This is a genomic window from Aquicoccus porphyridii (genome assembly GCF_008369105.1).
Taxonomy (GTDB): Bacteria; Pseudomonadota; Alphaproteobacteria; order Rhodobacterales; family Rhodobacteraceae; genus Aquicoccus; species Aquicoccus porphyridii.
In genome coordinates this window covers 116,527-140,787 of sequence record NZ_VINQ01000001.1, presented here as the reverse complement: position 1 = coordinate 140,787, position 24,261 = coordinate 116,527, and the positions used below count along the sequence as shown (strand labels likewise).

Genomic DNA, 24,261 nt, shown 5'->3' with positions numbered 1-24,261 from the left:
TATCCGGGCAATCGCACGGAACACAAGAAGATCAGCCCTCGGCCTTCTCGGCCAGTGTCAGCCACTCTTCCTCGGCCGCCGCCAGTTTCTCCTGCCGCTCGAGCAGCGCCTTGGTCGCCTTGCGAAACTTGACCGGCTCGGCAGTATAGAGATCCGGTTGCGCCAAAAGCTCTTCGAGCTTGGCAATCTCCGCCTCCAGCCGCTCGATCACGCCGGGCAACGCCTCAAGCCGATGCTTTTCGGTGAAACTCAACCTCGGTCTTGCACTTGACCCTTGCTTGGCTTTCGTCGTCGAAGCCTTTGTTCTGTCTTGCTTTTCCTGAGTCTCCGACGTCTCACCGCCGGATTTCTGCCGCTGGTAATCGCTCCAGCCCCCGGCATAGACGATTGCCCGCCCGTCGCCCTCCATCGCCACGGTGACGCTCGCCACCCGGTCAAGGAAATCGCGGTCGTGACTGACCAGAAGCACCGTGCCCGCATACCCGTCGAGCAATTCCTGCAACAGGTCGAGCGTTTCCACGTCGAGATCGTTGGTCGGCTCGTCGAGCACCAGGAGATTGCTCTCCCGCGCCATCAGCCGGGCCAGCAGCAAACGCGCCTTTTCCCCGCCCGACAACGACTTGACCGGCGCCCTGACCTGCCGCTCGTCGAACAGGAATTCCTTGAGATACCCCACCACGTGACGTGGCGCGCCGCGCACCATCACCTGGTCGGACTGGCCCGAAACCCGCATGTCCCTGTCACCGGTCAGGCTGTCCCAGAGCGTCGCCTCGGGATCGAGCTGCGCGCGTGCCTGGTCGAACACCGCCGACACGAGGTTGGTGCCATGGCGCACGCTGCCGCTATCGGGTTCGATCTCGCCCATCAGCAGCTTGAGCAGCGTGGTCTTGCCCACGCCATTGGGTCCGACAAAGGCCACGCGGTCACCCCGCATCACCGTCAAATCAAACGGTTTCAGGATGAGCTTATCATCGTAAGTCTTTGAAATTCCTTTCGCCTCGATCACCTTGCGGCCCGATTTCGGCCCCGAATCAAGCGCCATCGCCGCCGCGCCCTGCCGCGCGATCTGCGCCGCGCGTTCGGCCCTCAGATCGGCCAGCGCCCGCACCCGGCCCATGTTGCGCTTGCGCCGCGCGCTGATCCCCTCGACCGCCCAACGCGCCTCGGCCTTGATCTTGCGGTCAAGCTTGTGACGCGACTGGTCCTCTTCCTCCCAGATCTTGTCGCGCCAGGCCTCGAAATGCTCGAATCCCTTTTCCTGACGGCGGGTCATTCCCCTGTCGATCCAAAGGGTTGCGCGCGTCAGTTCACGCAAAAACGCACGGTCGTGCGAGATCAGGACAAAGGCCTTGCGGGTCGATTTCAACTCCTGCTCCAGCCACAGGACCGCCTCGATATCGAGATGGTTGGTCGGCTCGTCGAGCAGCATCAGTTCCGGGCTCTCGGCCATCAGCTTGGCCAGCGCCGCGCGCCGCCGCTCGCCGCCCGAGGCGGTGCCGATGGCGCGGTCGGGATCGAATTTCAACCCCTCCCCGGCGCGCTCCACCTTGTAAAGCTCGCCCGGCTCCAGCTCGCTCGCGGCATAGTCACCGAGCGTGGCAAACCCCTTCATCTCGGGTTCTTGCTCCATGTAGCCCACGCTCACGCCGGGGCCCGCGACACGACTGCCCCGGTCGGCCTCGACCAGCCCCGCCATCACCTTCATCAGGGTCGATTTGCCCGACCCGTTGCGCCCCACCAGCGCCACCCGGTCGCCCGGCTGGATCACCAGCGACAAATCGTCAAACAGCGGCTCACCGCCGAAGGTGAGGGAAATATCGGTCAGTTGAAGCAAGGGAGCACGCGCCATGCCGCCCCGCTACCCCGCGCACGGGTCAAGGTCAAGCTACCCCGCGACCGCCCGCAACGCCCGCTTGCGCGCATCGGGGATCTGCCCGATCTCGACCCCGGTAAAGACATGCAGCGTGCCCATCTGCGCATCGACCACCGCATGATCGCTGACCCACCCCCCCATCATCAGGTAGGTGCGCAGCAAGGGCGGCATCGCCGCCATCGCCCGCCGCATGTCGGGCTTGCGCCTGAGCCGGGCGGCAAAGCGAAACACCTGCGGCGCCTTGACCCGCGGCAGCCAGCGTTTCGGCCCCAGGTGCCGCGCCTTGAGCCAGGCAAACGCATCAAGATAATGCGCCGTGTCCGTGCCCGCGAACGACGAGCAACCGAACAACATTTCTATATTGTTTTCATCGACATACCCGGTCATCGCGCCCCACGCCACGCGCAGGATGTCGGGGTCGCGCCGCTCGGGCGCGATGCAGAACCGGCCCAGCTCGACCATCTTCCCGCCGAACCGCTCAAGCGCCGAAAGCTCGTAATACTGCGCCGAATAGCTGTGCGAGATATCGCAGCCCCCGGTCAGCGGAAGAAACCGGAAACAGGCAACCAGCTCGCCACTGGCCAAGTCTTCGATCAGAACGTGATCGCACGCCGCATCGAACCGGTCCGCGTCGCGGCCTTCTGTTCCGAAAAAGCACCGGTGGCGCAGGCGCTGCGCCGCCACGACATCCGCGTCCGACTCCGCCATCCGCGCACCATAGCGGCCTTTTCTCAGTCCCAGCGACATGGGTCACCCCCGGCTCGTCACCCAACGATCATGCGTCAGCCCGAGTTTACAGACAAGATATGACAGCTTCACGAACAGGCGCCGCATCTTCATGCGCGACCGGGATCACGCGTGCAGGATCGGAGCCGGATCGGATCAGCCGCGAGTTTCCAGCATCTCGCCCGCGTTGAACCGCCCGAGGTTGCCCATCAATTGCCGCAAGAAGCTCTTGCCCGCGACCGAACTGTCCGTGACCCGGCGTGACAGCACGACCGGGCGTCCCTGTTCGAGGCCGAACCGCTCGATATTCTGCACCACGTCCGAGCCGTCGAAACTGATCGCCACGATCTCGCGGTCGATCACCTTGGGCTCGAGCATGCCGAAATGGCGCACCTGGCTGCGCACGTAATAGATGTCGCCGCCTTCCATGAAGGCCCCCGCCGATGGCGTGCCCAGCACATCTTCGACCGTGGCGCGGCTGTCGATGCCCACGGTGATCTCCTGCAACTCGGCATCGCTTGGAACATAGCCGTGATTGCGCATGATCGGCGTGCACCCCGCCACCGCGACCAGCGCCAGCGAAATGATGATCGCCCGTGCGGTTGCTCTCATATCCATGCTGCTGCCCTCTTGCCTTGGCGGATCGCGCCTTTTATCCCGCTTACAACACGCACCCCATTGGTTCAAGAATGTAAGCTCATGCCCATATCCGGAAATCCCGCCCGCTTTCGCGTGGCCGATCTGTCACACAAGGCGCCCACCAGCTTTGAACTGCGCCCCGACGCCGCAACGCTCGAGGCGATCGCCCGCGAGCTGGGCCTTCGTGATTTGCGCAAGCTGGCCTTTGCCGGCACCCTTCGCGCCGAGGGGCGGCGCGACTGGCGGCTCGACGCACGGCTCGGCGCCACGGTGGTGCAATCTTGCGTCGTCACGCTCGCGCCCGTCACCACCCGCATCGACGAAGACGTGACCCGCCGCTACCTCGCCCGGATGCCCGAGGACGAGGTGACCGGCGACGAGATCGAGATGCCCGAGGACGACACGATTGATCCCTTGGGCGACTTCATCGACGTCGACGCGGCGATGGTCGAGGCGCTGGCGCTGGCGCTGCCGATCTACCCCCGGGCCGAAGGCGCCGCGCTCGATCAGGCGCAATTCGCCGAACCGGGCAAGACGCCGATGCACGATGACGACGCCCGCCCCTTCGCCGCGCTCAAGGCGCTGCGCGACAAGCTCGACCGCGACGATTGAACAGGGCCGCCGAAACCCCCTTGCACTCGCGGCAAAACCGGCTATTTTCCCCGCTCTTGCGAATTTAGGGTTGGACAGTCCGGCGCGTTCGGACTAAGAGCCACCAGAACCCGCGAACGGGTGAAATCCGCTCTACTGGAAACGTCCGGGCCTCGTGCCCGCACTTTGAATTGAGGTTGTGACATGGCCGTCCAACAGAACAAGGTCTCGAAATCGCGCCGCAACAATCGTCGGGCGCATGACTCGCTGGTTGCCGCGAATCCCAACGAATGCTCGAACTGTGGCGAGTTGAAGCGCCCGCACCATGTCTGCCCCTCCTGTGGGCATTACGACGATCGTGAAATCGTCGCCATGGCGGACGAGATCGACCTCGACGAAGACGCGGCCTGAGGCCGGCGTCGCCGAACACCCGTGGCATGAACGCATCGCACGACACCTCCGCCCCGGACGAATCCGGCAAGGGGACGGTCACGGGAACCGGGCGTATCACCGTATCCGTCGACGCCATGGGTGGTGACGCGGGGCCGGCAACCGTGGTGGCCGGCCTGTCGCACTATGCGAAAAAGCACCCCGAGGCCGATTTCATCCTGCACGGGCCGCAGGCCACGCTCGATCCTTTGATCGCGCGGCGCAAGCATCTGACCGGTCGCTGCGTTGTCCGCGACGTGCCGGGCGTGGTCACGATGGAAGACAAGCCCAGCCAGGTCATGCGCCAGAGCCGCGACACCTCGATGTTCTCGGCGCTCGAATCGGTGCGCGCGGGCGAGGCGCATGCCTGCGTCTCCTGCGGCAATACCGGTGCGCTCATGCTGTTGTCGGTGGTGCGCCTGCGCAAGCTGCCCGGCGTCTATCGCCCCGCCATCGCCGTGCTCTGGCCCTCGCGCAACCCGCAGGGGTTCAACGTCATGCTCGACGGCGGCGCCGATGTGAAGGCCGACGAACGCGACCTGTTGCAATACGCGCTGATGGGCGCCTCTTACGCGCGCAACGGCCTGGGCCTTGCGCGTCCGCGCGTCGGGCTGCTCAATGTCGGCACCGAGGAATTCAAGGGCCGCACCGAGATGCAGGCCGCGAACGAGTTGATCGCCGAGAACGCGCCCGCCGCCAGCTTCGATTACGTCGGCTTCGTCGAAGGCTCCGACCTGCCGGGCGAACGCTGCGACGTGATCGTCACCGACGGATTCACCGGCAACGTGGCGCTCAAGACCGGCGAAGGCGTGGCCAAGCTCTTTGGCGATTTCCTGCGCGAGGCGTTCCGCTATTCTCCGCTCTCGCGTCTGGCCTCGCTTCTGGCCTATACATCCATGCAGCGGTTGAAAAAACGAATCGATCCGCGCCGCGTGAATGGCGGCGTGTTTCTCGGGCTCAACGGCACGGTCGTCAAATCCCATGGCGGGGCCGACGCCACCGGCGTCGCGGCGGCAGTGAAGCTCGCCGTGCAACTGGCCGAATCGAACTTTGCCGACAAACTCGCCGCACGCATCGCCGCCGCCACGATGCTGGCCACCGAGGGCGGGCATGATGACAAGGACGGAGACCGGAAATGACCATCAGGGCGGTCGCGACAGGCGTGGGCCACTATCTTCCCGAACGGATCGTGCCCAATGCCGAGTTCGAGAAAACGCTGGACACGTCCGACGAGTGGATTCGCACCCGCTCAGGGATAGAACGCCGCCATTTCGCCGCCGAGGGGGAAACCACGTCCGACATGGCCATCACCGCCTCGCGGCGTGCGCTCGACATGGCCGGGCTTACCGCCGATGATATCGACGCGGTGATCGTCGCCACCTCGACCCCCGATCTCACCTTTCCCTCGGTCGCCACCATGGTTCAGGACGGGCTCGGCATGACCCGCGGCTTCGGCTTCGATGTTCAGGCGGTCTGCGCGGGTTTCGTCTATGCGCTCACCAATGCCAACGCGCTCATCTTCGCCGGGCAGGCGCGACGCGTGCTGGTGATCGGCGCCGAAACCTTTTCGCGCATCATGGACTGGACCGACCGCTCGACCTGCGTGCTCTTTGGCGATGGCGCGGGCGCAGTCGTGCTCGAAGCGCAGGACGGCACCGGCACGGCCGAGGATCGCGGCATCCTGTCGGCCGATCTCAACTCCGACGGCCGCTTCCGCGACATGCTCTATGTCGATGGTGGCGTGTCGTCCACCGGCCACGCGGGCAAGCTTCGGATGCAGGGCAATCCCCTCTTTCGCCAGGCGGTGGACAAGCTCACCTCGACCGCCCACGCCGCGCTCGACAAGATCGGGCTCACCGGCGATGCGGTCGACTGGATCGTGCCGCACCAGGCCAATATCCGCATCATCCGCGGCACCGCCAAGAAGATGGGCGTGCCGATGGAGCGGGTGATCGTCACCGTGCAGGACCACGGCAACACCTCTGCCGCCTCGATCCCGCTGGCGCTGGCCGTGGGGGTCGAACGCGGCCAGATCAAGCGCGGCGACCTTCTCGTGACCGAGGCAATCGGCGGCGGGCTGGCATGGGGCGCGGTCGTCCTGCGCTGGTAACCCGGCGCCCGGATGCGGCAGCGCGGCAAAGTTCCACTTAAAACCTCGTGGGCAAGCCCTTGATATTGACTCGGAAATTGCATTGCCTCAAGGTTGCTGGAAAACAACCCGGGGGATGAAATGAGTGAGAAGACATTGACGCGCATGGACCTGAGCGAAGCGGTGTTTCGCGAAGTGGGCCTGTCGCGTAACGACAGCGCCCAGCTCGTCGAAAGCGTGTTGCAACACATGTCCGATGCACTGGTGCGCGGCGAGCAGGTGAAAATCTCGTCCTTCGGCACCTTCTCCGTGCGCGAAAAGGCCGCCCGCGTGGGCCGCAACCCCAAGACCGGCGAAGAAGTGCCGATCAACCCCCGCCGGGTGCTGACCTTCCGTCCTTCGCACCTGATGAAGGACCGCGTGACGGAAGGAAACAAACGCTAGGAGGGCCCGCACATGGGCAAATCCGCCGACGCTTTCCGAACCATCAGCGAAGTCGCCGACTGGCTCGAAACCCCGGCCCATGTGTTGCGCTTCTGGGAAAGCAAGTTTCCCCAGATCAAGCCGGTGAAACGCGCCGGCGGGCGCCGCTATTACCGGCCCGCCGACATGGAACTGATCGGCGGCATCAAGAAACTGCTCCACGATGACGGGATGACCATCAAGGGCGTGCAGAAAATCCTGCGCGACCAAGGGGTCAAACATGTCGCGGCGCTCTCGCCCGCGATCGACGGAGAGATGGGCCCGGGCGACACGGTCGAGACCACGACCGCCCCCACGGTTGCGCCCCCCGATGACAGCGCCACCGTCCTGCCCTTCCAGCGCGCGCCCGAGACCGAGCCTGAACCCGAACCCGCGGCGCAGGGCGAAACCGCCGCCGCCACGGATCAACCCGGTGACTCCACCGAAAAGGCCGCACCGCCCGAATCCGAGCCCGCCGATCTCTCGCCGGAAGACGCCCCGGCGCCCGACACCGATGCACCCGCGCCGGCCGACACATCCCCCGACTCCCTGCCCGCCTTCCTCCATCACGGCGAAGCGACCCCACAAGCCTCGCCCCCGCGCTCCGCGCCCCGCCACGATCCGCGACCCGACGCGGGGTCCGACCCGCAACCCGGGCCGCCGCCCAGAGAGGCGGATACGCCCGCCGATCCCGACTCCGCGCCCCCGCGCCCGGCGCCGATCGACCTCTCGCCCGATCCCGCCGATGACAGCATCACCGCCCCGCCCGGCCTTCTGACCGCCATCGCGGCGCGCAAGGGCAAACCGCTCGCGCCCGATGCCCGGGCCGAACTGCGCACCCTGCGCGACCGGCTCGCGGCGCTTCACGCCCGCCGAAGCGGCGCGGCCGAAACCACGGCACCGGATTGAACCTTCCCCCCGGCGCAATCGCGGCCGGTTTCGTCAAATTCCCCCTTGCCCCCACCCGCAAAACCGTTATCTAGGCGCAACGTCGGGCTATAGCGCAGTCTGGTAGCGCGTCCGTCTGGGGGACGGGAGGTCGTAGGTTCGAATCCTGCTAGCCCGACCATCAACTCCGCCCCCATAGCGGCCATGTCGGTCGCCACCCCGGAAATTTTCCTTTTCCCCCCGCGCAAGCGCATGTATCCCCATGCGAAACCCTGCGGGAGAGACGAAAATGACAGGCGTTCTGGCCAGCCAGCAGATCGAAGAGATGATCGCCCGGGGCGAGATCACCGCCGACCCCGCCATCCTGCCCGATCAGGTTCAACCGGCCAGTCTCGACCTGCGCCTCGGCACCCGCGCATGGCGGGTGCGCGCCTCGTTTCTCGCCGGTGAGGGCCGCCCGGTATCCGACCGGCTGGCCGAGTTTGAAATGCATCAGATCGACCTTTCGGCCGGTGCGGTCCTCGAAAAGGGCTGCGTCTATGTCGTGCCCCTGATGGAAGGGCTCGCCCTGCCCCCCGGCATTCAGGCCGTCGCCAACGCCAAGAGCTCGACCGGGCGGCTCGACCTTCTGACCCGCGCGATCACCGATGGCGGCGAAGAATTCGACCGCATCGCCCCGGGCTATCACGGCCCGCTCTATGCCGAGATCTGCCCACGCAGCTTTTCGGTGCTGGTCCGCCCCGGCATGCGCCTCAACCAGATCCGGTTTCGCGCCGGGCAGGCCACGCTCACCGACGATGAACTGAACGCGCTCCATGGCGAAACCCCACTGGTCGACGGCCCCGCCCTCATCGACGAGGGCCTGGGTTTTTCCGTCGATCTCAAACCGTCACAGGGCACCCGCGTTGGCTATCGCGCCAAGCCCCATACCGGCGTGATCGACCTCGACCGCATCGGCTATTACGACCCGTCAGAATACTGGGAAGAACTGCACAGCGCATCGGGCCAGATCATCCTCGACCCCGGCGCCTTCTACATCCTGGTGAGCCGCGAAGCGGTGCATATCCCGCCTGCCTATGCCGCCGAAATGGCCCCCTTCCTCGCCATGGTGGGCGAGTTCCGGGTGCATTACGCGGGCTTCTTCGATCCCGGTTTCGGCCACGCGCAACAGGGTGGCGCGGGCTCGCGCGGGGTGCTCGAAGTGCGCTGCCACGAATCGCCCTTCGTGCTCGAACACGGGCAGGTGGTGGGGCGCCTCGTCTATGAACGCATGTCGCAGGTGCCACGACAGCTTTACGGCACCGGCATCTCCTCGAATTACCAGGGCCAGGGCCTCAAGCTCTCCAAGCACTTCCGCGCGCCCGGTTAACCCTTTTCGTTAACGCAAGATGACCATCACCCCGGCAGCCGGAGAGCAGCCGGACGGTGCGCGGATGTCACCCCCCGTTTTTTCGCCGAAAAATCGCGTTAACCTGTCGGAACGATGGTGCAGGGTTCGCTTAACCCTGCCGCGCGCTCACATCCGTCCGATGCGGCGGCCCATCTTCATCATCTGCCGCGCCCGGCGGGCCGATTGCTTGCCCTGCCGTGCCTTCTGGCGTTCTTCGGGTGACATCTCTTCTCGGGATTTTCCCTTTCCCGCCATACGGTTGATGCCTGCATTCATGCCGCGCCCCACGGCCTTGCGAACGAACATCCGCATCACGAGATTGATGATCTGATTGGCGTTCATGGCGCCCTCCTGCCTTTGGCTCTTGCCCCATTACAGGGTCATTTGGCCCGGAATATGGCACGGATCGCAGGGTTTACCAAATCACGATCCGAGCATGCGACACTCGCCCTCAATCCTCGAACAGCTCGCTTTGCCCCTCCGATGCCTCGTCTTCCTCTTCCCCATCGCCCGTCAGCGGCATCAATCCCGGCGGCGGGCGGCTCTCCAACAGGCCCGCGGCGCGCAGATCCTTCAACCCCGGAAGATCGCGTGCGCTTTCCAGCCCGAAATGATCGAGAAAGCCCTGCGTCACCACGAATGTCACCGGCCGCCCCGGCGTCATCTTGCGCCGGCCAAAGCGAATCCATTCCATTTCAAGCAGTTGATCCACCGTTCCCCGCGACACGCTCACCCCGCGGATTTCCTCGATCTCGGCCCGCGTCACCGGCTGGTGATAGGCGATGATCGCCAGCGTCTCGATCGCCGCCCGGCTCAGCTTGCGGGTCTCGACCGTCTCCTTCTGCATCAGGAACCCGAGGTCGGGCGCGGTCCGGATCGCCCAGGCATCGCCGACCTTGACCACCTGCACGCCGCGCCCGTCATAGCGTTTGCGCAGATGCACCAGCGCTTCCGCCGCATCCGATCCATAGGGCATCCGGCCGTTGAGTTCCTGCACCGTCACCGGCTCGGCACTGGCGAAAAGAATGGCTTCGACCATCCGCTCCTGCTCGGCGATGGGCGGCGCTTCGAACAGGGTGTCGCGGGATTTTTCTTTTTCGTTATCAATGTCTTCCGACATGTTTTTAATCCTTCCTGCGAAGCTCGATCGGCGCGAATGTCTCGGCCTGGCGCAGCTCGACCCGCCCCTCTTTCACCAGTTCGAGCGAAGCCGCGAAAGTCGAGGCCAGCGACGAGCGCCGCCGCGCCGGATCGCCGTCCCAGCCCTCGGGAATATAGCTCGCAATATCGGTCCATTGCCCCGCGAACCCGATCAACCCGCGCATCCGTTCCAGCGCCTGCTCCATCGTCCACACCGCATCGCGATCCATCGCATAGGGGCGAAACTCGTCGCGGGTGCGTATCCGCGCATAGCCCTGCATCAGGTCGAGAAGCGTCGCCGTGAACCGGACCTTGCGCACCCGCGTCACATCCTCGGGGACGCCCCGCGCAAAGAAATCCCGCCCCAGCCGATCCCGCGCCATCAACCGCGCGGCCACGTCGCGCATTGCCTGCAACCGCTCCAGTTGGAACGCCAGATGCGCCGCCAGTTCCTCGCCCGACGGGCCCTCTTCGCTGGGATCGGGCGGCAACAGAAGGCGCGATTTGAGAAACGCCAGCCACGCCGCCATGACAAGGTAATCCGCCGCCAGTTCAAGCCGCAGCGCCTTGGCTTTCTCAACAAAAGCAAGGTATTGCCGGGCAAGTTGCAAGACGCTGATCTTGCGCAGATCGACCTTCTGCGTCCGGCTCAGCGTGAGCAGCACGTCAAGCGGCCCCTCGAACCCGTCCACATCCACAATGAGCGCTTCGGCCGCCAGCCGCTCGCTCACCGATTGCCGATCTTCCTCGAACTCGTCCTCAGCCATCCACAGCGCCCTTCGCAAGCGCCTCAAATTCGGCTTCCAGCGCCGCGATGTCAATCTCCCCGGGCGCCTGCCTTGCCGCCAGCGCCCGTTCGGCCCGGGTCTGCGCCGCCTCGCCCATCCGCCCCGCCGCCTCGGCCACAAGGCGCTTTTCGCCCAGCGTGCCGTTGCAATGCAACACCACGTCACACCCCGCCGCAATCGCCTCTCGGCTCAGGTCGCCCAAATCCCCCGCCAGCGCCTTCATCGAGATATCGTCGCTCATGATCAGGCCACCGAACCCGATCTCGTCGCGGATCATTGCCATGACAACCGGGGAAAGCGTCGCCGGACCCGTATCCAGCGCCTCGTAAACCACATGCGCGGTCATCCCGAACGGCATGTCGCAAAGCGCACGGAAAGGCATGAAATCAACCTCTTGCAGCGCGCTCTTCACGGCATCGACCCGGGGCAGTTCAAGGTGGCTGTCGCTTTGTGCGCGGCCATGCCCGGGAGTGTGCTTGACCACCGGCAACACGCCACCATCGAGATGCGCCTCAGCCACCGCCCGCCCGATCCGCGCCACCGTCTCGGCACTCTCACCATAGCACCGGTTGCGCAGGAACGGATGCGTTTGCGTCGTCGCCACATCCACAAGGGGGGCGCAATTGCTGTCGATCCCGACGGCGCGCAGCTCATGCGCGATGATCCGGTAGCGCAGATACATCACCCGCTCGGCCTCTGCCCCGGCCCGCTCCACCTGCTCGAGCGGCGGCGCCCAGTCGCGCCAGAGCGGCGCGCGCAGCCGCTGCACTCGCCCCCCCTCCTGGTCAATGGTGATCACCGCCTCGCGCCCCACCGCCTCGCGCATCTCGGCACAAAGCGCGGCAAGCTGTTCGGGGCTTTCCACGTTGCGCGCAAACAGGATGAACCCGAACGGATCGGCATCGCGGAAAAACGCTTTCTCCTCCGCCGTAAGCCGCAGCCCCTCGGCATCGAGGATCGTCGCGCCGAAGCGGCTCACCGTGTCGTCACCGGGATACAATCGGCCCGCTCGGCGACCAGCGCCGAACAGAACCGCCGCGCGTCGTTGAGATCGGCAAATCCCATGGCCCGCAGCCGGTAAAAGGTGCGCCCGCCGCTTTGCGCCCTCTGGATAACGCGCTGTTTTCCCTCGAGATAGTCGCCAAACCTCTGGCTCAGCCGATCCCATTCGCGGCGTGCAACCTCGGCACTCTCATAGGCGCCAAGCTGTGCCAGCCTCGTGCCCTTGGCGATGCTGTCCGGATCAATCTCTTCCGGCGCGGCCGCGGGCGCCACGGCCGCCACGGCTGTGGGTTTGATCTCGGCGGGCCGCAGGACCGGGCGCAGCGATTGCTTGAGCCCGCCTTCGATCACCGGCCTGTTCTCCGGTTCGGGCACGTCCTCAATCTCGGGCACGACAACCGCGACCTGTTGCACCGTTTCCGACGCCTCGCCCGCATCCAGCCGTTCGGCCCCGGCGGCCAGTTGATCGGCCAGCGCCCGGATCGACGCCATTTCCGGCCCGTCCACTGCCGACCCGGCTTCGGGCTTTGCCGCCTCAGCGTCCGATACATCATCCCGGGTGGATCGCAAGGCGCCCTGCGCGACATCTTCTTCGCTGAGATCAACCGGTGCCGGTGCAAGGATCAGCCGGTCCGCCGGTTCTTCGGCAGGCCCGAGCGCCGCAACGCTGTTCACCGCGAGCCCCTGATGCAGCGCCGGGCGTCCGCCCGGCTTCTCGGGCTGCACCCGCATCTGCTGGCCCTCGGCGGCGCGCACGATCGGCACACCGCTCACATCGCGCGCCAACATCTTGTAACCCCAGATACTTATCCCCAGGATAAGCGCAAGCGACACCGCAGCCCCGGCCCAGTTCACCACCGTTCCAAGGGTTCTGACCGTGTCGGCCCCCTCGATTTCACCTGTCGTTGTGCCACGACCCGCATGCGTCCCGTGATATGGACCGCCCAATGGAATATCCGCCATGTTCGCCTCGCTTTCCCCGGACGATACATTGCCGCCAGGGTTGTCTTGACTGCTTCACCGGCGATGGCGCGTTTTGCCTGTCAGCGCATTTCTTCCGCCGGAGTGACCCCCAGAATACCAAGACCTGCGGAAATAACAACGGCCACGGACCGGGCAAGAGCCATTTTCGACTGGCTTGTGGCCGGATCACCCTCCTGAAGAAAACGCAATCCGGGTTCATCATTGCCTCTGTTCCACAGGCTGTGAAACTCGCTGGCCAGTTCATATAGGTAAAACGCCACGCGATGCGGTTCGTTCGCGCGGCCCGCCGTGTCGACGAGGCGCGGCCACTCGGCCAGTTTGCGGATCACCGTCATCTCGGCCTCATGCCCCAGCCTGGCCAGATCGGCATCGCCAAGCGTCGCGTCCGCCGCGTCGATCCCCGCCTCGGCGGCCTTGCGCAGCACTGAACAGACCCGCGCATGGGCATATTGCACATAGAAAACCGGGTTGTCCTTGGATTGCTCCGTCACCTTGTCGAAATCGAAATCGAGCGGCGCATCGTTCTTGCGGGTGAGCATATGGAACCGCGTCACATCCGCGCCCACCTGGTCGACCACGTCGCGCAGGGTCACGAAATTGCCCGCCCGCTTGGACATCTTGAACGGCTCGCCGTTCTTCCACAACTTGACCAGTTGCGTGAGCTTGATATCGAGCGGCACCTTGCCATCCGAGAGCGCCGAAACGGCGGCCTTCATCCGCTTGACATAGCCGCCATGATCCGCCCCGAACACATCGATAAGCGCGTCGAAGCCTCTGGAAATCTTGTCGAAATGATAGGCGACATCGGGGGCGAAATAGGTCCAGCCGCCGTCCGACTTCATGATCGGACGATCGAGGTCATCACCATGTTCCGTCGAGCGGAACAGCGTTTGTTCACGCGGTTCCCAATCCTCGGGCATCTTGCCCTTGGGCGGCTCGAGCGTGCCGCGATAGATCAACCCCTTGTCGCGCAGGCTTTCGATCGCCGCCTCGATCCGTCCGGTGCCATAAAGCGATTTCTCGCTATAGAACACGTCCATCTCGACGCCCAGTGCCTTGAGGTCCGCGCGGATCAGCTCCATCATCGCATCGGTGGCGAAGTCGCGCAGCTCTTCGAGCCAGTCCTCCTCGCCCTTGTCGAGCAGGCTCTCGCCATATTTCGCCTTGAGCGCCGCACCGACGGGAACGAGGTAATCGCCCGGATAAAGCCCATCCGCGATCTCGGGCTCAAGCCCGCACGCCTCGCGATAGCGCTCGAAAACCGACCGTGCCAAGGTGTCAACCTGCGCGCCGCCATCGTTGATGTAATATTCGCGGGTCACGTCATAGCCCGCGAAATCCAGCAGCGAGGCCAGCGCATCACCAAAGACCGCGCCCCGCGTATGGCCCACATGCAGGGGACCGGTGGGGTTGGCGCTCACGTATTCGACGTTGACCCGCTTGCCCGCGCCAAGGTCTGATCGGCCGAAATCCGCCCCCTCGGCCAGCACCGCGCGCAAGATCGCCTGCCACACGCCCGCATCGAGCCGCAGGTTCAGAAACCCCGGCCCGGCCACCTCGGCGCTGGTGATCCGCGCGTCATCGGCCAAACGCGCCGCCAGCACTTGGGCAATGTCGCGCGGTTTCATCGCCGCCGGTTTCGCAAGGACCATCGCCGCGTTGGTCGCCATGTCGCCATGCGCCGGATCGCGCGGCGGCTCCACCGTGACATTGGCGAAATCAAGGTCCTCGGGCAATTCGCCCGCGCCCTGCATCGCGGCAAGCGTATCGATGACGAGGTCGCGGATATCCGAAAAAAGGTTCATGAGTGGGTCCTGGCTGGTTAGAGGTCTGCATTTACCATACAGTGGCCACGCTGCAACCCGCCCATGCGCCTTGCCCTGCGCTTTGCCTCTGGCCTTTTGCGCCGCCCCGGGTTAGGCGCCTCCGACGCATTCAGGAAGGCTGACTTATGGACCTGCGAAATATCGCAATCATTGCCCACGTGGACCACGGGAAAACCACGCTCGTGGACGAGCTGTTGAAACAATCCGGTTCGTTCCGCGAGAATCAGGCCGTGGCCGAACGGGCGATGGACAGCAACGATATCGAACGCGAACGCGGGATCACCATTCTGGCCAAGGCCACCTCGGTCGAGTGGAAAGGCACCCGCATCAATATCGTCGACACCCCCGGCCACGCCGATTTCGGCGGTGAGGTCGAACGGATTCTCAGCATGGTCGACGGGGTCGTGCTTCTGGTCGACGCCGCCGAAGGCCCGATGCCACAGACCAAATTCGTCACCTCCAAGGCACTCGCCCTCGGCCTGCGCCCCATCGTCGTTCTCAACAAGGTCGACAAACCCGCCGCCGAGCCCGACCGCGCGCTGGACGAGGTGTTCGACCTTTTCGCCAATCTCGGGGCCAACGAGGATCAGCTCGACTTCCCGCATCTCTATGCCTCGGGCATCAGCGGCTGGGCCGACGCCGAACTTGACGGCCCGCGCAAGGATCTGCACGCGCTCTTCAACCTGGTCGTCAACCACGTCCCCGCGCCGAAACAGCAAAAGCACGCGGACGAGGATTTCCGCATGCTCGCCACCACGCTGGGCAGCGATGCGTTCGTCGGGCGAATCCTCACCGGGCGCGTCGAATCCGGGCGCCTCAAAGTGGGCCAGACGGTGCAGGCCCTATCGCGCATCGGCCAGAAGATCGAACAGTTCCGCATCAGCAAGATCCAGGCGTTTCGCGGCCTCACCCTGCGAGACATCGACGAGGCCGTCGCCGGCGACATCGTCAGCATCTCGGGCATGCAAAAGGCCACGGTGGCCGATACGATCTGCGCGCTGGCCGTCGACACGCCGATTGATGCACAACCCATCGACCCGCCGACGATCTCGGTCACCTTCGGCATCAACGACAGCCCGCTTGCCGGGCGCGACGGCAAGAAGGTGCAAAGCCGCGTCATTCGCGAACGCCTGATGAAAGAGGCCGAATCGAATGTCGCGATCCGGGTTTCAGACACGCCGGGCGGCGAAGCCTTCGACGTGGCCGGGCGCGGCGAATTGCAGATGGGCGTGCTGATCGAGAACATGCGCCGCGAAGGGTTCGAACTGTCGATCTCGCGCCCCAAGGTGATCATGCGCGACGACGAGGGCCAGAGGCTCGAACCGGTCGAAGAGGTCACGATCGACGTCGATGACGACTATACCGGCGCCGTGATCGAAAAGATCACCGGCCCGCGCAAGGGCGAGCTGGTCGAAATGAAACCCGCGGGCGCCGGCAAGACCCGCATCATCGCGCATGTGCCCTCGCGCGGGCTGATCGGCTATCACGGCGAGTTCCTGACCGATACGCGCGGCACCGGCGTGTTGAACCGCGTCTTTCACGGCTGGGTTCCGCACAAGGGACCGATCCCGGGCCGCCGCGCGGGTGTTCTCATCTCGATGGAGAACGGCGAGGCCGTGGCCTATGCGCTCTGGAATCTCGAAGACCGGGGGCGGATGTTCGTCAACCCGCAGGACAAGATCTACCAGGGCATGATCATCGGCGAGCATAGCCGCGAAAACGATCTCGAGGTGAACCCGCTCAAGGGCAAGAAGCTCACCAACGTGCGCGCCAGCGGCACGGACGAGGCCGTGCGCCTGACACCGCCCACGATTCTCTCGCTCGAAGAGGCCATCGCCTATATCAACGACGATGAACTGGTCGAGGTCACGCCCAAGGCGATCCGGCTGCGCAAACGCCACCTCGATCCGCATGAACGCAAGCGGATGTCGAAACAGGGCTGATTTCGGTCGATCCGCAAAGCACGGCAAGGCGGGGGATTCCCGCCTTGTCCATCACTCGCTGGTCTCGACCACCATCAATTCGCGCTCCGACGCGCCGCGCGCATGGCTCAGCGCCTCCTGGTATTCGGGGCTGTGATAGCAATCGACCGCCGCCTCGACACTCGGGAACCGCGCCACCACGTTGCGCGGCCGCTCGCGGCCTTCAAGCTGCACGAAACGCCCGCCACGGGCGATGAACTCGCCGCCGTGCTTGGCAATCGCGGGACCGGCAAGCTCGGCATATTTGCCATAGGCCTCGGCATCCGTCACCGTCACATGTGCAATCCAGAGCGCACCCATCTCAACCTCCTATCACGGCTTCCGCCGCCTTGATCGCCGCATCGGCATGGCCCGCATCCGGGCCACCGCCCTGCGCCATGTCGGGGCGGCCGCCGCCGCCCTTGCCGCCCAATTCGGCCACCGCCGCGCGCACAAGATCGACCGCCGAGAGCGTCCCGGTCAAGTCGCCGGTGACCCCCGCCGCCACGGCCGCCTTGCCCCCGGTATCGGCGATGAGCAGAACCGCGCCGCTTTCCAGCCGCGTCTTGTGCTCGTCGATAAGCGCCGGAAGATCCTTGCCACTCACCCCGCTCAGAACCTGCGCCAGGAACCGCACGCCATTCACGTCGCGCGGTTCGGCGCCGCCGCCCTGTCCCGCGCCCCCGGCCATGGCCAGTTCGCGGCGCAGTTGCGCAACTTCGTTCTGCAACGCCCGGCGCTCATCCATCAACGTCCTGATCCGGGTCGCGATCTCGGCAGGCTGTGCCTTCACCGTGCCCGAGATTTCGCTGACAAGGGCCGCCTGCCGCTCAAGATGTTCGAACGCCGCCGCCCCGGTCAGGGCCTCGATCCGCCGCACGCCCGCGCTCGACGCCCCGTCGCCCACGATCACGCAAAGCCCGATATCCCCGGTGCGCGTCACATGCGTGCCACCGCAAAGCTCGATCGACCAGGTCTCGCCATCCGTGCCCTTGCCGGTCGGCGCGCGGCCCATCGACACCACGCGCACCTCGTCTCCGTATTTCTCGCCGAAAAGCGCCTGCGCCCCGATCTCGCGCGCCTCGTCGGGCGTCATGATCCGGGTGGTCACGGGGCTGTTCTGGCGGATGAAAGCGTTCACCTCTTCCCCGACCGCGCGCAACTCATCGTCGGTCAGCGGTTTGGCATGGCTGAAATCGAACCGCAGGCGATCCTCGTCATTGAGCGAACCGCGCTGTGCCACGTGATCGCCCAGATGCACGCGCAGCGCCTCGTGAAGCAGGTGCGTTGCCGAATGGTTCGCCCGCACCTTGCTACGCCGCCGGTGATCCACTTCGAGCGAGACGGTATCGCCCCGCCCAAGCGCCCCGCGCTCAACCCGGAGCTTATGCGTAAAAAGCCGTCCGTCGGCATGTCTCTGCACATCCGTCACGTGACTGATGTCATCGAGATCGGCAAGCCGCCGGACATAGCCGTGATCGGCCACCTGGCCGCCAGCTTCGCCGTAAAACGGGGTCTGGTTGAGAATGGCCCAGCCCTCCTGCCCGGTATCCAGTCGCTCGACCTCGGCCCCATCCCGGACCAGCGCCAGGATCTGGCCCTCGGCCATCTCGGTGTCATACCCAAGGAAATCCGTGGCCCCGTGCCGGTCGGCCAGATCGAACCACACGGCCGCATCCGCCGCCTCGCCCGACCCGGCCCAGGCCGCGCGCGCCTTGGCCTTTTGCTCGGCCATGGCCGCCTCGAACCCTTCGGTATCGACCGCCCGCCCCTTCTCGCGCAGCGCATCCTGCGTCAGATCGAGCGGAAAGCCATAGGTATCATAAAGCTTGAACGCGGATTCCCCGGGCAAGGGCGCGTCCATATCCAGCGTTTCAAGCTCATCATCAAGCAGCCGCAAACCCCGGTCCAGCGTCTGTTTGAACCGCGTTTCTTCAAGCTCCAGCGTTTCCTCGATCATGGCCTGCGCCCGCCCAAGCTCGGGATAGGCCGCGCCCATCTGGTGCACGAGGGCCGGCACCAGACGGTGCATCACCGGGTCTTTCGATCCCAGAAGATGCGCGTGCCGCATCGCCCGGCGCATGATCCGGCGCAAGACATACCCGCGCCCGTCATTCGACGGCATCACCCCATCGGCGATCAGGAACGAGGTCGAGCGCAGATGATCGGCAATGACCCGGTGATGGGTCTTGCCCGGCCCGTCCGGGTCGCTCGACGTGGCATGCGCGCTCGCCTCGATCAGCGCACGGATCAGATCGGTCGCGTAATTGTCATTCGTGCCCTGCAACAGCGCCGCAACCCGCTCGATCCCCATGCCGGTGTCGATCGACTGCATGTCGAGCGCCTTCATCGAGCCGTCCTCGAACTGCTCGTTCTGCATGAAAACGAGATTCCAGATCTCGACGAACCGGTCGCCATCCTCTTCCGGGCTTCCCGGCGGGCCGCCCCAGTATTGATCTCCGTGGTCAAAGAAAATCTCGGTGCAGGGGCCACAGGGGCCGGTCGGCCCCATCATCCAGAAATTGTCGTTGGTCGGAATACGGATGATCCGCTCATCGGGCAGGCCCGCGACCTTCTTCCACAGATCCGCAGCCTCGTCATCGGTGTGATAAACCGTAACCAGGAGCCGCTCGGCCGGGATATCGAGCTCTTTCGTCACCAGTTCCCAGGCAAAGGGAATGGCCTCGGCCTTGAAATAATCGCCAAAGCTGAAATTGCCCATCATCTCGAAAAACGTGTGATGCCGCGCGGTATAGCCCACGTTGTCGAGATCATTGTGCTTGCCGCCCGCACGCACACATTTCTGTGCCGTGGTGGCGCGCTTGTAGTCCCTGGTCTCAACCCCGGTAAACAGGTTCTTGAACTGCACCATGCCCGAATTCACGAACATCAGGGTCGGATCGTTACGCGGAACAAGCGGGCTCGACGGGACGATCTCGTGCCCGTTCCTGGCAAAAAAGTTCAAAAAGGTCGAACGGATGTCGTTCAGGTTGGGCATCGGGCATCGCCTCTGGGACTGGGACAGTGATCCTGTGCGGTTTATCCCCAAGAGTTTGGCCTGTCCACCGCCCTTCACCGGCCCGGCCGCGCGCCCCGACACCCCTTACAACGACACGGGCCGCCCGATTGACGGACGGCCCTGCAACCTTGGGAAAAGAGGCGCTTAACTGTCGAGAACGGCGTCGTCGCCCGCGGCAGCTTCGGGCAGGTCGAAATCAAGCCCGTGAGCGGCACGAATCTTGTCCTCGATATCAACGGCGGCCTTGGGATTGTCCTTGAGATACTGGCGCGCGTTTTCACGCCCCTGGCCAATGCGCTCATCGCCATAGGAATACCACGAACCGGATTTCTGCACGATCCCGGCCGCGACCCCAAGATCCAGAAGCTCACCGGTTTTCGAAATCCCCTCGCCGAACAGGATGTCGAACTCCACCTGCTTGAACGGCGGGGCCACCTTGTTCTTGACCACTTTCACCCGGGTCTGGTTGCCGATCACCTCGTCACGATCCTTGATCGAGCCGATGCGCCGGATGTCGAGCCGCACAGACGAATAGAACTTGAGAGCATTGCCGCCCGATGTCGTTTCCGGGCTGCCGAACATCACGCCGATCTTCATCCGGATCTGGTTGATGAAGATCACCATGCAATTCGAACGCGAAATCGAGCCGGTCAGCTTGCGCATGGCCTGGCTCATCAACCGGGCCTGAACGCCCACGCTCGAATCGCCCATATCGCCCTCGAGCTCGCTTTTCGGGGTCAGGGCGGCAACCGAATCGACCACCACCATGCTCACCGCGCCCGACCGCACCAGCGTGTCGGTGATCTCCAGCGCCTGTTCGCCCGTGTCCGGCTGTGAAATCAGAAGCTCGTCGAGGTCAATGCCCAGCTTTTTCGCATATTGCGGATCGAGCGCATGTTCGGCATCGACAAAGGCACAGACCCCGCCCTTCTTTTGTTCCTCGGCCACGCAATGCAGCGTCAGCGTCGTCTTGCCCGAGCTTTCGGGGCCGTAAATCTCGATGATGCGGCCCTTGGGCAAACCGCCAATGCCCAGCGCGATATCGAGTCCGATCGAGCCGGTCGAGGTCGCCTCGATCTGCTGCACCGGGCTGTCGGCGCCCAGTTTCATGATCGAGCCTTTCCCGAATTGCCGTTCGATCTGCGCCAGCGCGCTGTCGAGCGCCTTTTGCTTGTTCGCGTCGCGTTTGTTGTCCATCTGGAAAAGTTCTGCCGTTGCCATTGATTTGGGTCCTTATTTCACAGCCGCCCCGAAGCGGCAATCGCTGCTGCAATGTTCGCCTCTTGTTCTTTGTGGGACCAAAAAGAGAACATTTCAACAAGAATTTTCACAAACCCACTTTTTCGGCAAAAGGTTAAAAGGTAGTTTACACGCGACAGAAAGCTGCATTCGCCACAGCGGGGCCCCCCGAGATGCTGATCTTTTCCAAAGCCAGGCTGGTGGTCCTGTCGGTCCCCAAGACCGGCACCACCGCGATCGAACAGGCCCTGGCCGGGCACGCGTCGATTGCCGTGCTCGATCCCCCCGAACTCAAACATGCGCCGGTCTATCGCTATAACCGGTTCTTTCGTCCCATGGTCGAGAAATTCATCGGCCCGGATATGGAGATCATCGCCGTGATGCGCGAGCCGCTCAGTTGGCTTGGCAGTTGGTATCGCTACCGACAGCGGCCGTTTCTGGGCGGCACGCCGGTCTCCACCGCCGAGATGAGTTTCGCCGATTTCATCGAAGGCTACCTTCAAGACCCCTGCCCGGCCTTCGCCAATGTCGGATCGCAGGCCAAATTCCTCGAACCGCGCCCCAACGGCACATCGGTTGACCGGATCTTCCGTTACGAGGCCCTTGATGAATGCGTGGCCTATCTCGAAGATCGCCTCAATCTCGAGATCGCGCTGCCCCGCGTCAATGTCTCGCCCGATGCCGCGCTTTCATTGCCCGATTCATTGAAAACCCGGCTGGCCGACACCTGCGCCGAGGATTTCGCCCTGTGGAGCAGCCTTGCATGATCCCGCGCCGTATCCGCTCCGCATATGCCGGCACCCTGCACGGACCCACGTGACCAAGCGCCCGATCAGCGCATCATTGCATTTGTCGCTGCACGACTTCCGTCAATTCGGTGAGTGAGAACGGTTTCGGCAGGAAGACCGAGTTCGGGATCTTTGGCTGCCCCTCGGCGAAGGCATCCTCGGCATATCCCGACACGAACACCACCCGGACACCCGGGCGCGTTTCCAGCGCCTTGCGTACCCAGCTCGGGCCGTCCATGCCGGGCATCACGACATCGGTGACGAAAACATCGATGTCGAGATCGGTCTCGTCCAATGTCCTGAGCGCATCTTCGGCCGAGTCCGCTTCGAGGACCGTGTAACCGCGCAGGCGCAGCGCGCGCGACGCGAAGGACCGCACCGGCGCCTCATCCTCGACCAGCAGGATCACACCGTCGCCCACGGGGGCCGCCACCGGCAGGATCTCGTCCGGGGCATTGCGGGTTTCGGGCCGCTCATCCTCATCGTAGATCGGAAAAATCAGGCTGAAAACCGCGCCTTTCCCCGGGTTGCTGTCGGCGAATATGAACCCCCCCGACTGCTTGACGATGCCATAAGCCGTGGAAAGCCCGAGGCCGGTGCCCTCGCCGGTGCGTTTCGTCGTGTAGAACGGCTCGAATATCTTTTGCAGGATGTCCTCGGGGATACCGGGACCTTCGTCATGCACGCGGATGCAGACATATTTCCCGGCAGGCACCACCGCCCGGTTGCGCTTCAGCGGCGTGCAAAGGTCGAGGCTTTGCGTCTCGATCCTGATGTCCCCGCCATCGGGCATGGCATCGCGGGCATTGACCACGATATTCATCAGCACCTGTTCCAACTGTCGCTTGTCGGCCCTGAGCTTGTGCACCACCGGATCATGGTCGAGGGTGAGCGTCACCTTCTCGCCCACGAGACGGTTGAGCAGATGGGTCAGGTCCGACAGGATCTCACGAAGATCGAGCAGCCTCGGTTGCAGCGTTTGCTTGCGCGAGAAGGCAAGAAGTTGCCCCACCAATGCCGCCGCGCGATTGGCATTCTGGTTGATCTGGACCAGATCGTTGTAATCCGGATCGCTCTGGTCATGGCGCAGCAGCAACAGATCGCAATGCCCCGAAATCGCCGTCAGAAGATTGTTGAAATCATGCGCGACACCCCCGGCAAGCTGGCCGATCGCCTGCATCTTCTGGCTTTGGACGAACTTCGCTTCGAGCGTCTTGAGTTCGGTCGCATCGTTCAGAACCGCGATAAGACCGGTTTCCCCGGGCGTGTGCACACGTTTGAGCAGCACCTGCACGAAAACCTCGCGGTCACGCCGCGACACGCGCAGGAATTCATTGTTCGTCACTTCGCGCCCTTCGGCGACCTCGGCGAGCCAGTTGGTGATCGACCGGCCCAACCCCTCCATCAGCGCGGAAAGATGCTGGCCCTCGCGCGCGGCACTGCCAAGCAGATCGCGCGCCTGCTCGTTCATGAAAAGAACGGTCCCGTCGGGATCGAGTTTCATCAACGGCACGGGAAGGGCTTCCATATGCCGGGCGCTGTCGTCATCCCTGCGCTCTTTGCCCGCGGGCCGCACGATGCTTTCGGGCGCGGGCAAGAGGTAGAGTTCCACGCGACCGCCGGCACCCCGGGTTTCTGCCACGATCATGCGGCGGCTGCCCTCTTTCGTGCTGACCAGCTGCGCCTCGCCGGGGCGAACGGGCAGGCTCGGGAACAGCCGGTCGAGCGACTTCGCACGCTCGCCGATCAGCCGCCGCGCCGCCGCGTTCATGAACAGGATCGCGTTGTTGCGCCCCACGGTCAGGGTCGGAAGGGCCGTGCTGTCCCCGGGGCGCGCCGATCCCGTTTCGGCCATTACCTCGACCCGCCACAGGAAGCCGCCCCGACCGATCCGATGCGTGGCAAGGCGCACATGGCCACGCCGCGTCACCACGTCCTCGCGCGCGGCGCCCGCAGTTTCCGCCCGCTTCATAAGACGAAAGATCACCGCCGACGGGTTTGCAAAAACCTCTTCAAGCGCGCTGGCGAGGGTTGGCGCCCCGGGGGCAAAGCGTTTCCCGGCCGCGGCGTTGACATGCGCAATCGCCCCCTCGGCATCGGTCACGAAACTGGGTGCCGGATCATGCTGCACGAATTCCGCCACCGCCCTTTGCGATTGCCGACTCTCGCGGCGAAGCCGCCAGACCACGACAGAGATCAGCCCGATCAGGATCAGGAGGGTGCCACCCACCGCGCCCAGCCCCAGCGACAGATCACCCCCGCCCAGCATGAGCGCGCCCGCCAGGCACAGCGCGGCCAACATGGCCAGCAAACCCAGACGCGACACCACCCGTTCGGCAGTGCGCGACAGTTCGCCATGCATGGAAACGATATGCGGCAAGAACGCCCCCTCAAGCCGGTTCTGTCTGGCAGCAATCTTGCACGCCC

General features: G+C 64.4%; 22 protein-coding genes and 1 tRNA gene. 10 read left to right on the top strand and 13 right to left on the bottom strand.

Annotated elements, in window-relative coordinates:
- Positions 1 to 31 precede the first annotated feature (31 nt).
- The 3 genes from FLO80_RS00705 to FLO80_RS00695 all read right to left on the bottom strand — a co-directional run bounded on the left by FLO80_RS00705 (position 32) and on the right by FLO80_RS00695 (position 3,217).
- Positions 32 to 1,849, bottom strand: a complete 1,818-nt coding sequence (locus FLO80_RS00705) for an ABC-F family ATP-binding cassette domain-containing protein (protein WP_111362237.1) — start codon at positions 1,847 to 1,849, stop codon at positions 32 to 34.
- Between the two features lie 36 nt (positions 1,850 to 1,885).
- The gene (locus tag FLO80_RS00700; protein WP_111362238.1) at positions 1,886 to 2,620 is read right to left on the bottom strand and encodes a GNAT family N-acetyltransferase; all 735 of its coding nucleotides are present in this window, start codon (positions 2,618 to 2,620) and stop codon (positions 1,886 to 1,888) included.
- 135 nt (positions 2,621 to 2,755) lie between these two features.
- Positions 2,756 to 3,217: an outer membrane protein assembly factor BamE gene (locus tag FLO80_RS00695; protein WP_111362239.1), complete on the bottom strand. Its 462-nt coding sequence runs from the start codon at positions 3,215 to 3,217 to the stop codon at positions 2,756 to 2,758.
- Between the two features lie 81 nt (positions 3,218 to 3,298).
- Between FLO80_RS00695 and FLO80_RS00690 the strand changes: the two genes are divergently transcribed.
- From FLO80_RS00690 to FLO80_RS00655, 8 genes are all read left to right on the top strand, one after another.
- Positions 3,299 to 3,850, top strand: coding sequence for a YceD family protein (locus tag FLO80_RS00690; RefSeq protein WP_111362240.1), 552 nt, complete (start codon positions 3,299 to 3,301; stop codon positions 3,848 to 3,850).
- A gap of 183 nt (positions 3,851 to 4,033) precedes the next feature.
- Positions 4,034 to 4,240 carry a 50S ribosomal protein L32 gene (gene rpmF / locus FLO80_RS00685; protein ID WP_111362241.1) on the top strand — a complete coding sequence of 69 codons (207 nt, stop codon included), beginning with the start codon at positions 4,034 to 4,036 and terminating at the stop codon, positions 4,238 to 4,240.
- A 26-nt stretch (positions 4,241 to 4,266) separates the two neighbouring features.
- Positions 4,267 to 5,397, top strand: coding sequence for a phosphate acyltransferase PlsX (plsX, locus tag FLO80_RS00680; RefSeq protein WP_111362242.1), 1,131 nt, complete (start codon positions 4,267 to 4,269; stop codon positions 5,395 to 5,397).
- A complete protein-coding gene (locus FLO80_RS00675; protein WP_111362243.1) occupies positions 5,394 to 6,368 on the top strand; it encodes a beta-ketoacyl-ACP synthase III in 975 nt (324 codons plus the stop codon). Before plsX ends, FLO80_RS00675 begins: the two co-directional genes overlap by 4 nt.
- A 120-nt stretch (positions 6,369 to 6,488) precedes the next feature.
- Positions 6,489 to 6,791: an integration host factor subunit alpha gene (gene ihfA / locus FLO80_RS00670; RefSeq protein WP_111362244.1), complete on the top strand. Its 303-nt coding sequence runs from the start codon at positions 6,489 to 6,491 to the stop codon at positions 6,789 to 6,791.
- A gap of 12 nt (positions 6,792 to 6,803) precedes the next feature.
- Positions 6,804 to 7,718, top strand: coding sequence for a MerR family transcriptional regulator (locus FLO80_RS00665; protein WP_111362245.1), 915 nt, complete (start codon positions 6,804 to 6,806; stop codon positions 7,716 to 7,718).
- Positions 7,719 to 7,801: 83 nt separating this feature from the next.
- Positions 7,802 to 7,878, top strand: a tRNA-Pro gene (locus tag FLO80_RS00660).
- A gap of 108 nt (positions 7,879 to 7,986) precedes the next feature.
- The gene (locus tag FLO80_RS00655) at positions 7,987 to 9,066 is read left to right on the top strand and encodes a 2'-deoxycytidine 5'-triphosphate deaminase (protein WP_111362246.1); all 1,080 of its coding nucleotides are present in this window, start codon (positions 7,987 to 7,989) and stop codon (positions 9,064 to 9,066) included.
- A 147-nt stretch (positions 9,067 to 9,213) separates the two neighbouring features.
- Here FLO80_RS00655 and FLO80_RS00650 read toward each other — a convergent pair whose 3' ends face one another.
- The 6 genes from FLO80_RS00650 to argS form a co-directional block, all read right to left on the bottom strand.
- Positions 9,214 to 9,429, bottom strand: a complete 216-nt coding sequence (locus FLO80_RS00650) for a hypothetical protein (protein ID WP_111362247.1) — start codon at positions 9,427 to 9,429, stop codon at positions 9,214 to 9,216.
- Positions 9,430 to 9,538: 109 nt separating this feature from the next.
- On the bottom strand, positions 9,539 to 10,207 hold the full coding sequence (scpB, locus tag FLO80_RS00645) for an SMC-Scp complex subunit ScpB (RefSeq protein ID WP_111362248.1): 669 nt from the start codon (positions 10,205 to 10,207) through the stop codon (positions 9,539 to 9,541).
- Positions 10,208 to 10,211: 4 nt separating this feature from the next.
- Entirely contained in the window at positions 10,212 to 10,994 is a 783-nt protein-coding gene (locus tag FLO80_RS00640) for a segregation and condensation protein A (protein ID WP_111362249.1), read from the bottom strand.
- On the bottom strand, positions 10,987 to 11,994 hold the full coding sequence (gene nagZ, locus FLO80_RS00635) for a beta-N-acetylhexosaminidase (protein WP_246156498.1): 1,008 nt from the start codon (positions 11,992 to 11,994) through the stop codon (positions 10,987 to 10,989). Before nagZ ends, FLO80_RS00640 begins: the two co-directional genes overlap by 8 nt.
- Complete coding sequence (locus FLO80_RS23130; RefSeq protein WP_246156496.1) at positions 11,991 to 12,980, bottom strand: SPOR domain-containing protein; 990 nt, start codon at positions 12,978 to 12,980, stop codon at positions 11,991 to 11,993. The genes nagZ and FLO80_RS23130 overlap by 4 nt, the downstream gene beginning before the upstream one ends.
- An 80-nt stretch (positions 12,981 to 13,060) precedes the next feature.
- Positions 13,061 to 14,806 (bottom strand): arginine--tRNA ligase, encoded by a 1,746-nt coding sequence (gene argS, locus FLO80_RS00630; protein WP_111362251.1) that lies wholly within the window; start codon positions 14,804 to 14,806, stop codon positions 13,061 to 13,063.
- A 146-nt stretch (positions 14,807 to 14,952) separates the two neighbouring features.
- Here argS and typA point away from each other — a divergent pair, with 146 nt between their 5' ends.
- Positions 14,953 to 16,770 (top strand): translational GTPase TypA, encoded by a 1,818-nt coding sequence (gene typA / locus FLO80_RS00625; RefSeq protein ID WP_111362252.1) that lies wholly within the window; start codon positions 14,953 to 14,955, stop codon positions 16,768 to 16,770.
- Positions 16,771 to 16,821: 51 nt separating this feature from the next.
- On the opposite strand, the gene FLO80_RS00620 is transcribed toward typA, so the two are convergent.
- From FLO80_RS00620 to recA, 3 genes are all read right to left on the bottom strand, one after another.
- Positions 16,822 to 17,109: a DUF1330 domain-containing protein gene (locus FLO80_RS00620; protein WP_111362253.1), complete on the bottom strand. Its 288-nt coding sequence runs from the start codon at positions 17,107 to 17,109 to the stop codon at positions 16,822 to 16,824.
- A gap of 1 nt (position 17,110) precedes the next feature.
- Positions 17,111 to 19,786: an alanine--tRNA ligase gene (gene alaS / locus FLO80_RS00615; protein ID WP_111362254.1), complete on the bottom strand. Its 2,676-nt coding sequence runs from the start codon at positions 19,784 to 19,786 to the stop codon at positions 17,111 to 17,113.
- A 165-nt stretch (positions 19,787 to 19,951) separates the two neighbouring features.
- Entirely contained in the window at positions 19,952 to 21,028 is a 1,077-nt protein-coding gene (recA, locus tag FLO80_RS00610; protein WP_111362255.1) for a recombinase RecA, read from the bottom strand.
- A 191-nt stretch (positions 21,029 to 21,219) separates the two neighbouring features.
- Between recA and FLO80_RS00605 the strand changes: the two genes are divergently transcribed.
- A complete protein-coding gene (locus tag FLO80_RS00605) occupies positions 21,220 to 21,813 on the top strand; it encodes a gamma-glutamyl kinase (protein ID WP_111362256.1) in 594 nt (197 codons plus the stop codon).
- Positions 21,814 to 21,886: 73 nt separating this feature from the next.
- Here the strand turns inward: FLO80_RS00605 and FLO80_RS00600 are convergent, their stop codons facing one another.
- Positions 21,887 to 24,196 (bottom strand): ATP-binding response regulator, encoded by a 2,310-nt coding sequence (locus tag FLO80_RS00600; RefSeq protein WP_111362257.1) that lies wholly within the window; start codon positions 24,194 to 24,196, stop codon positions 21,887 to 21,889.
- Positions 24,197 to 24,261: the final 65 nt, after the last annotated feature.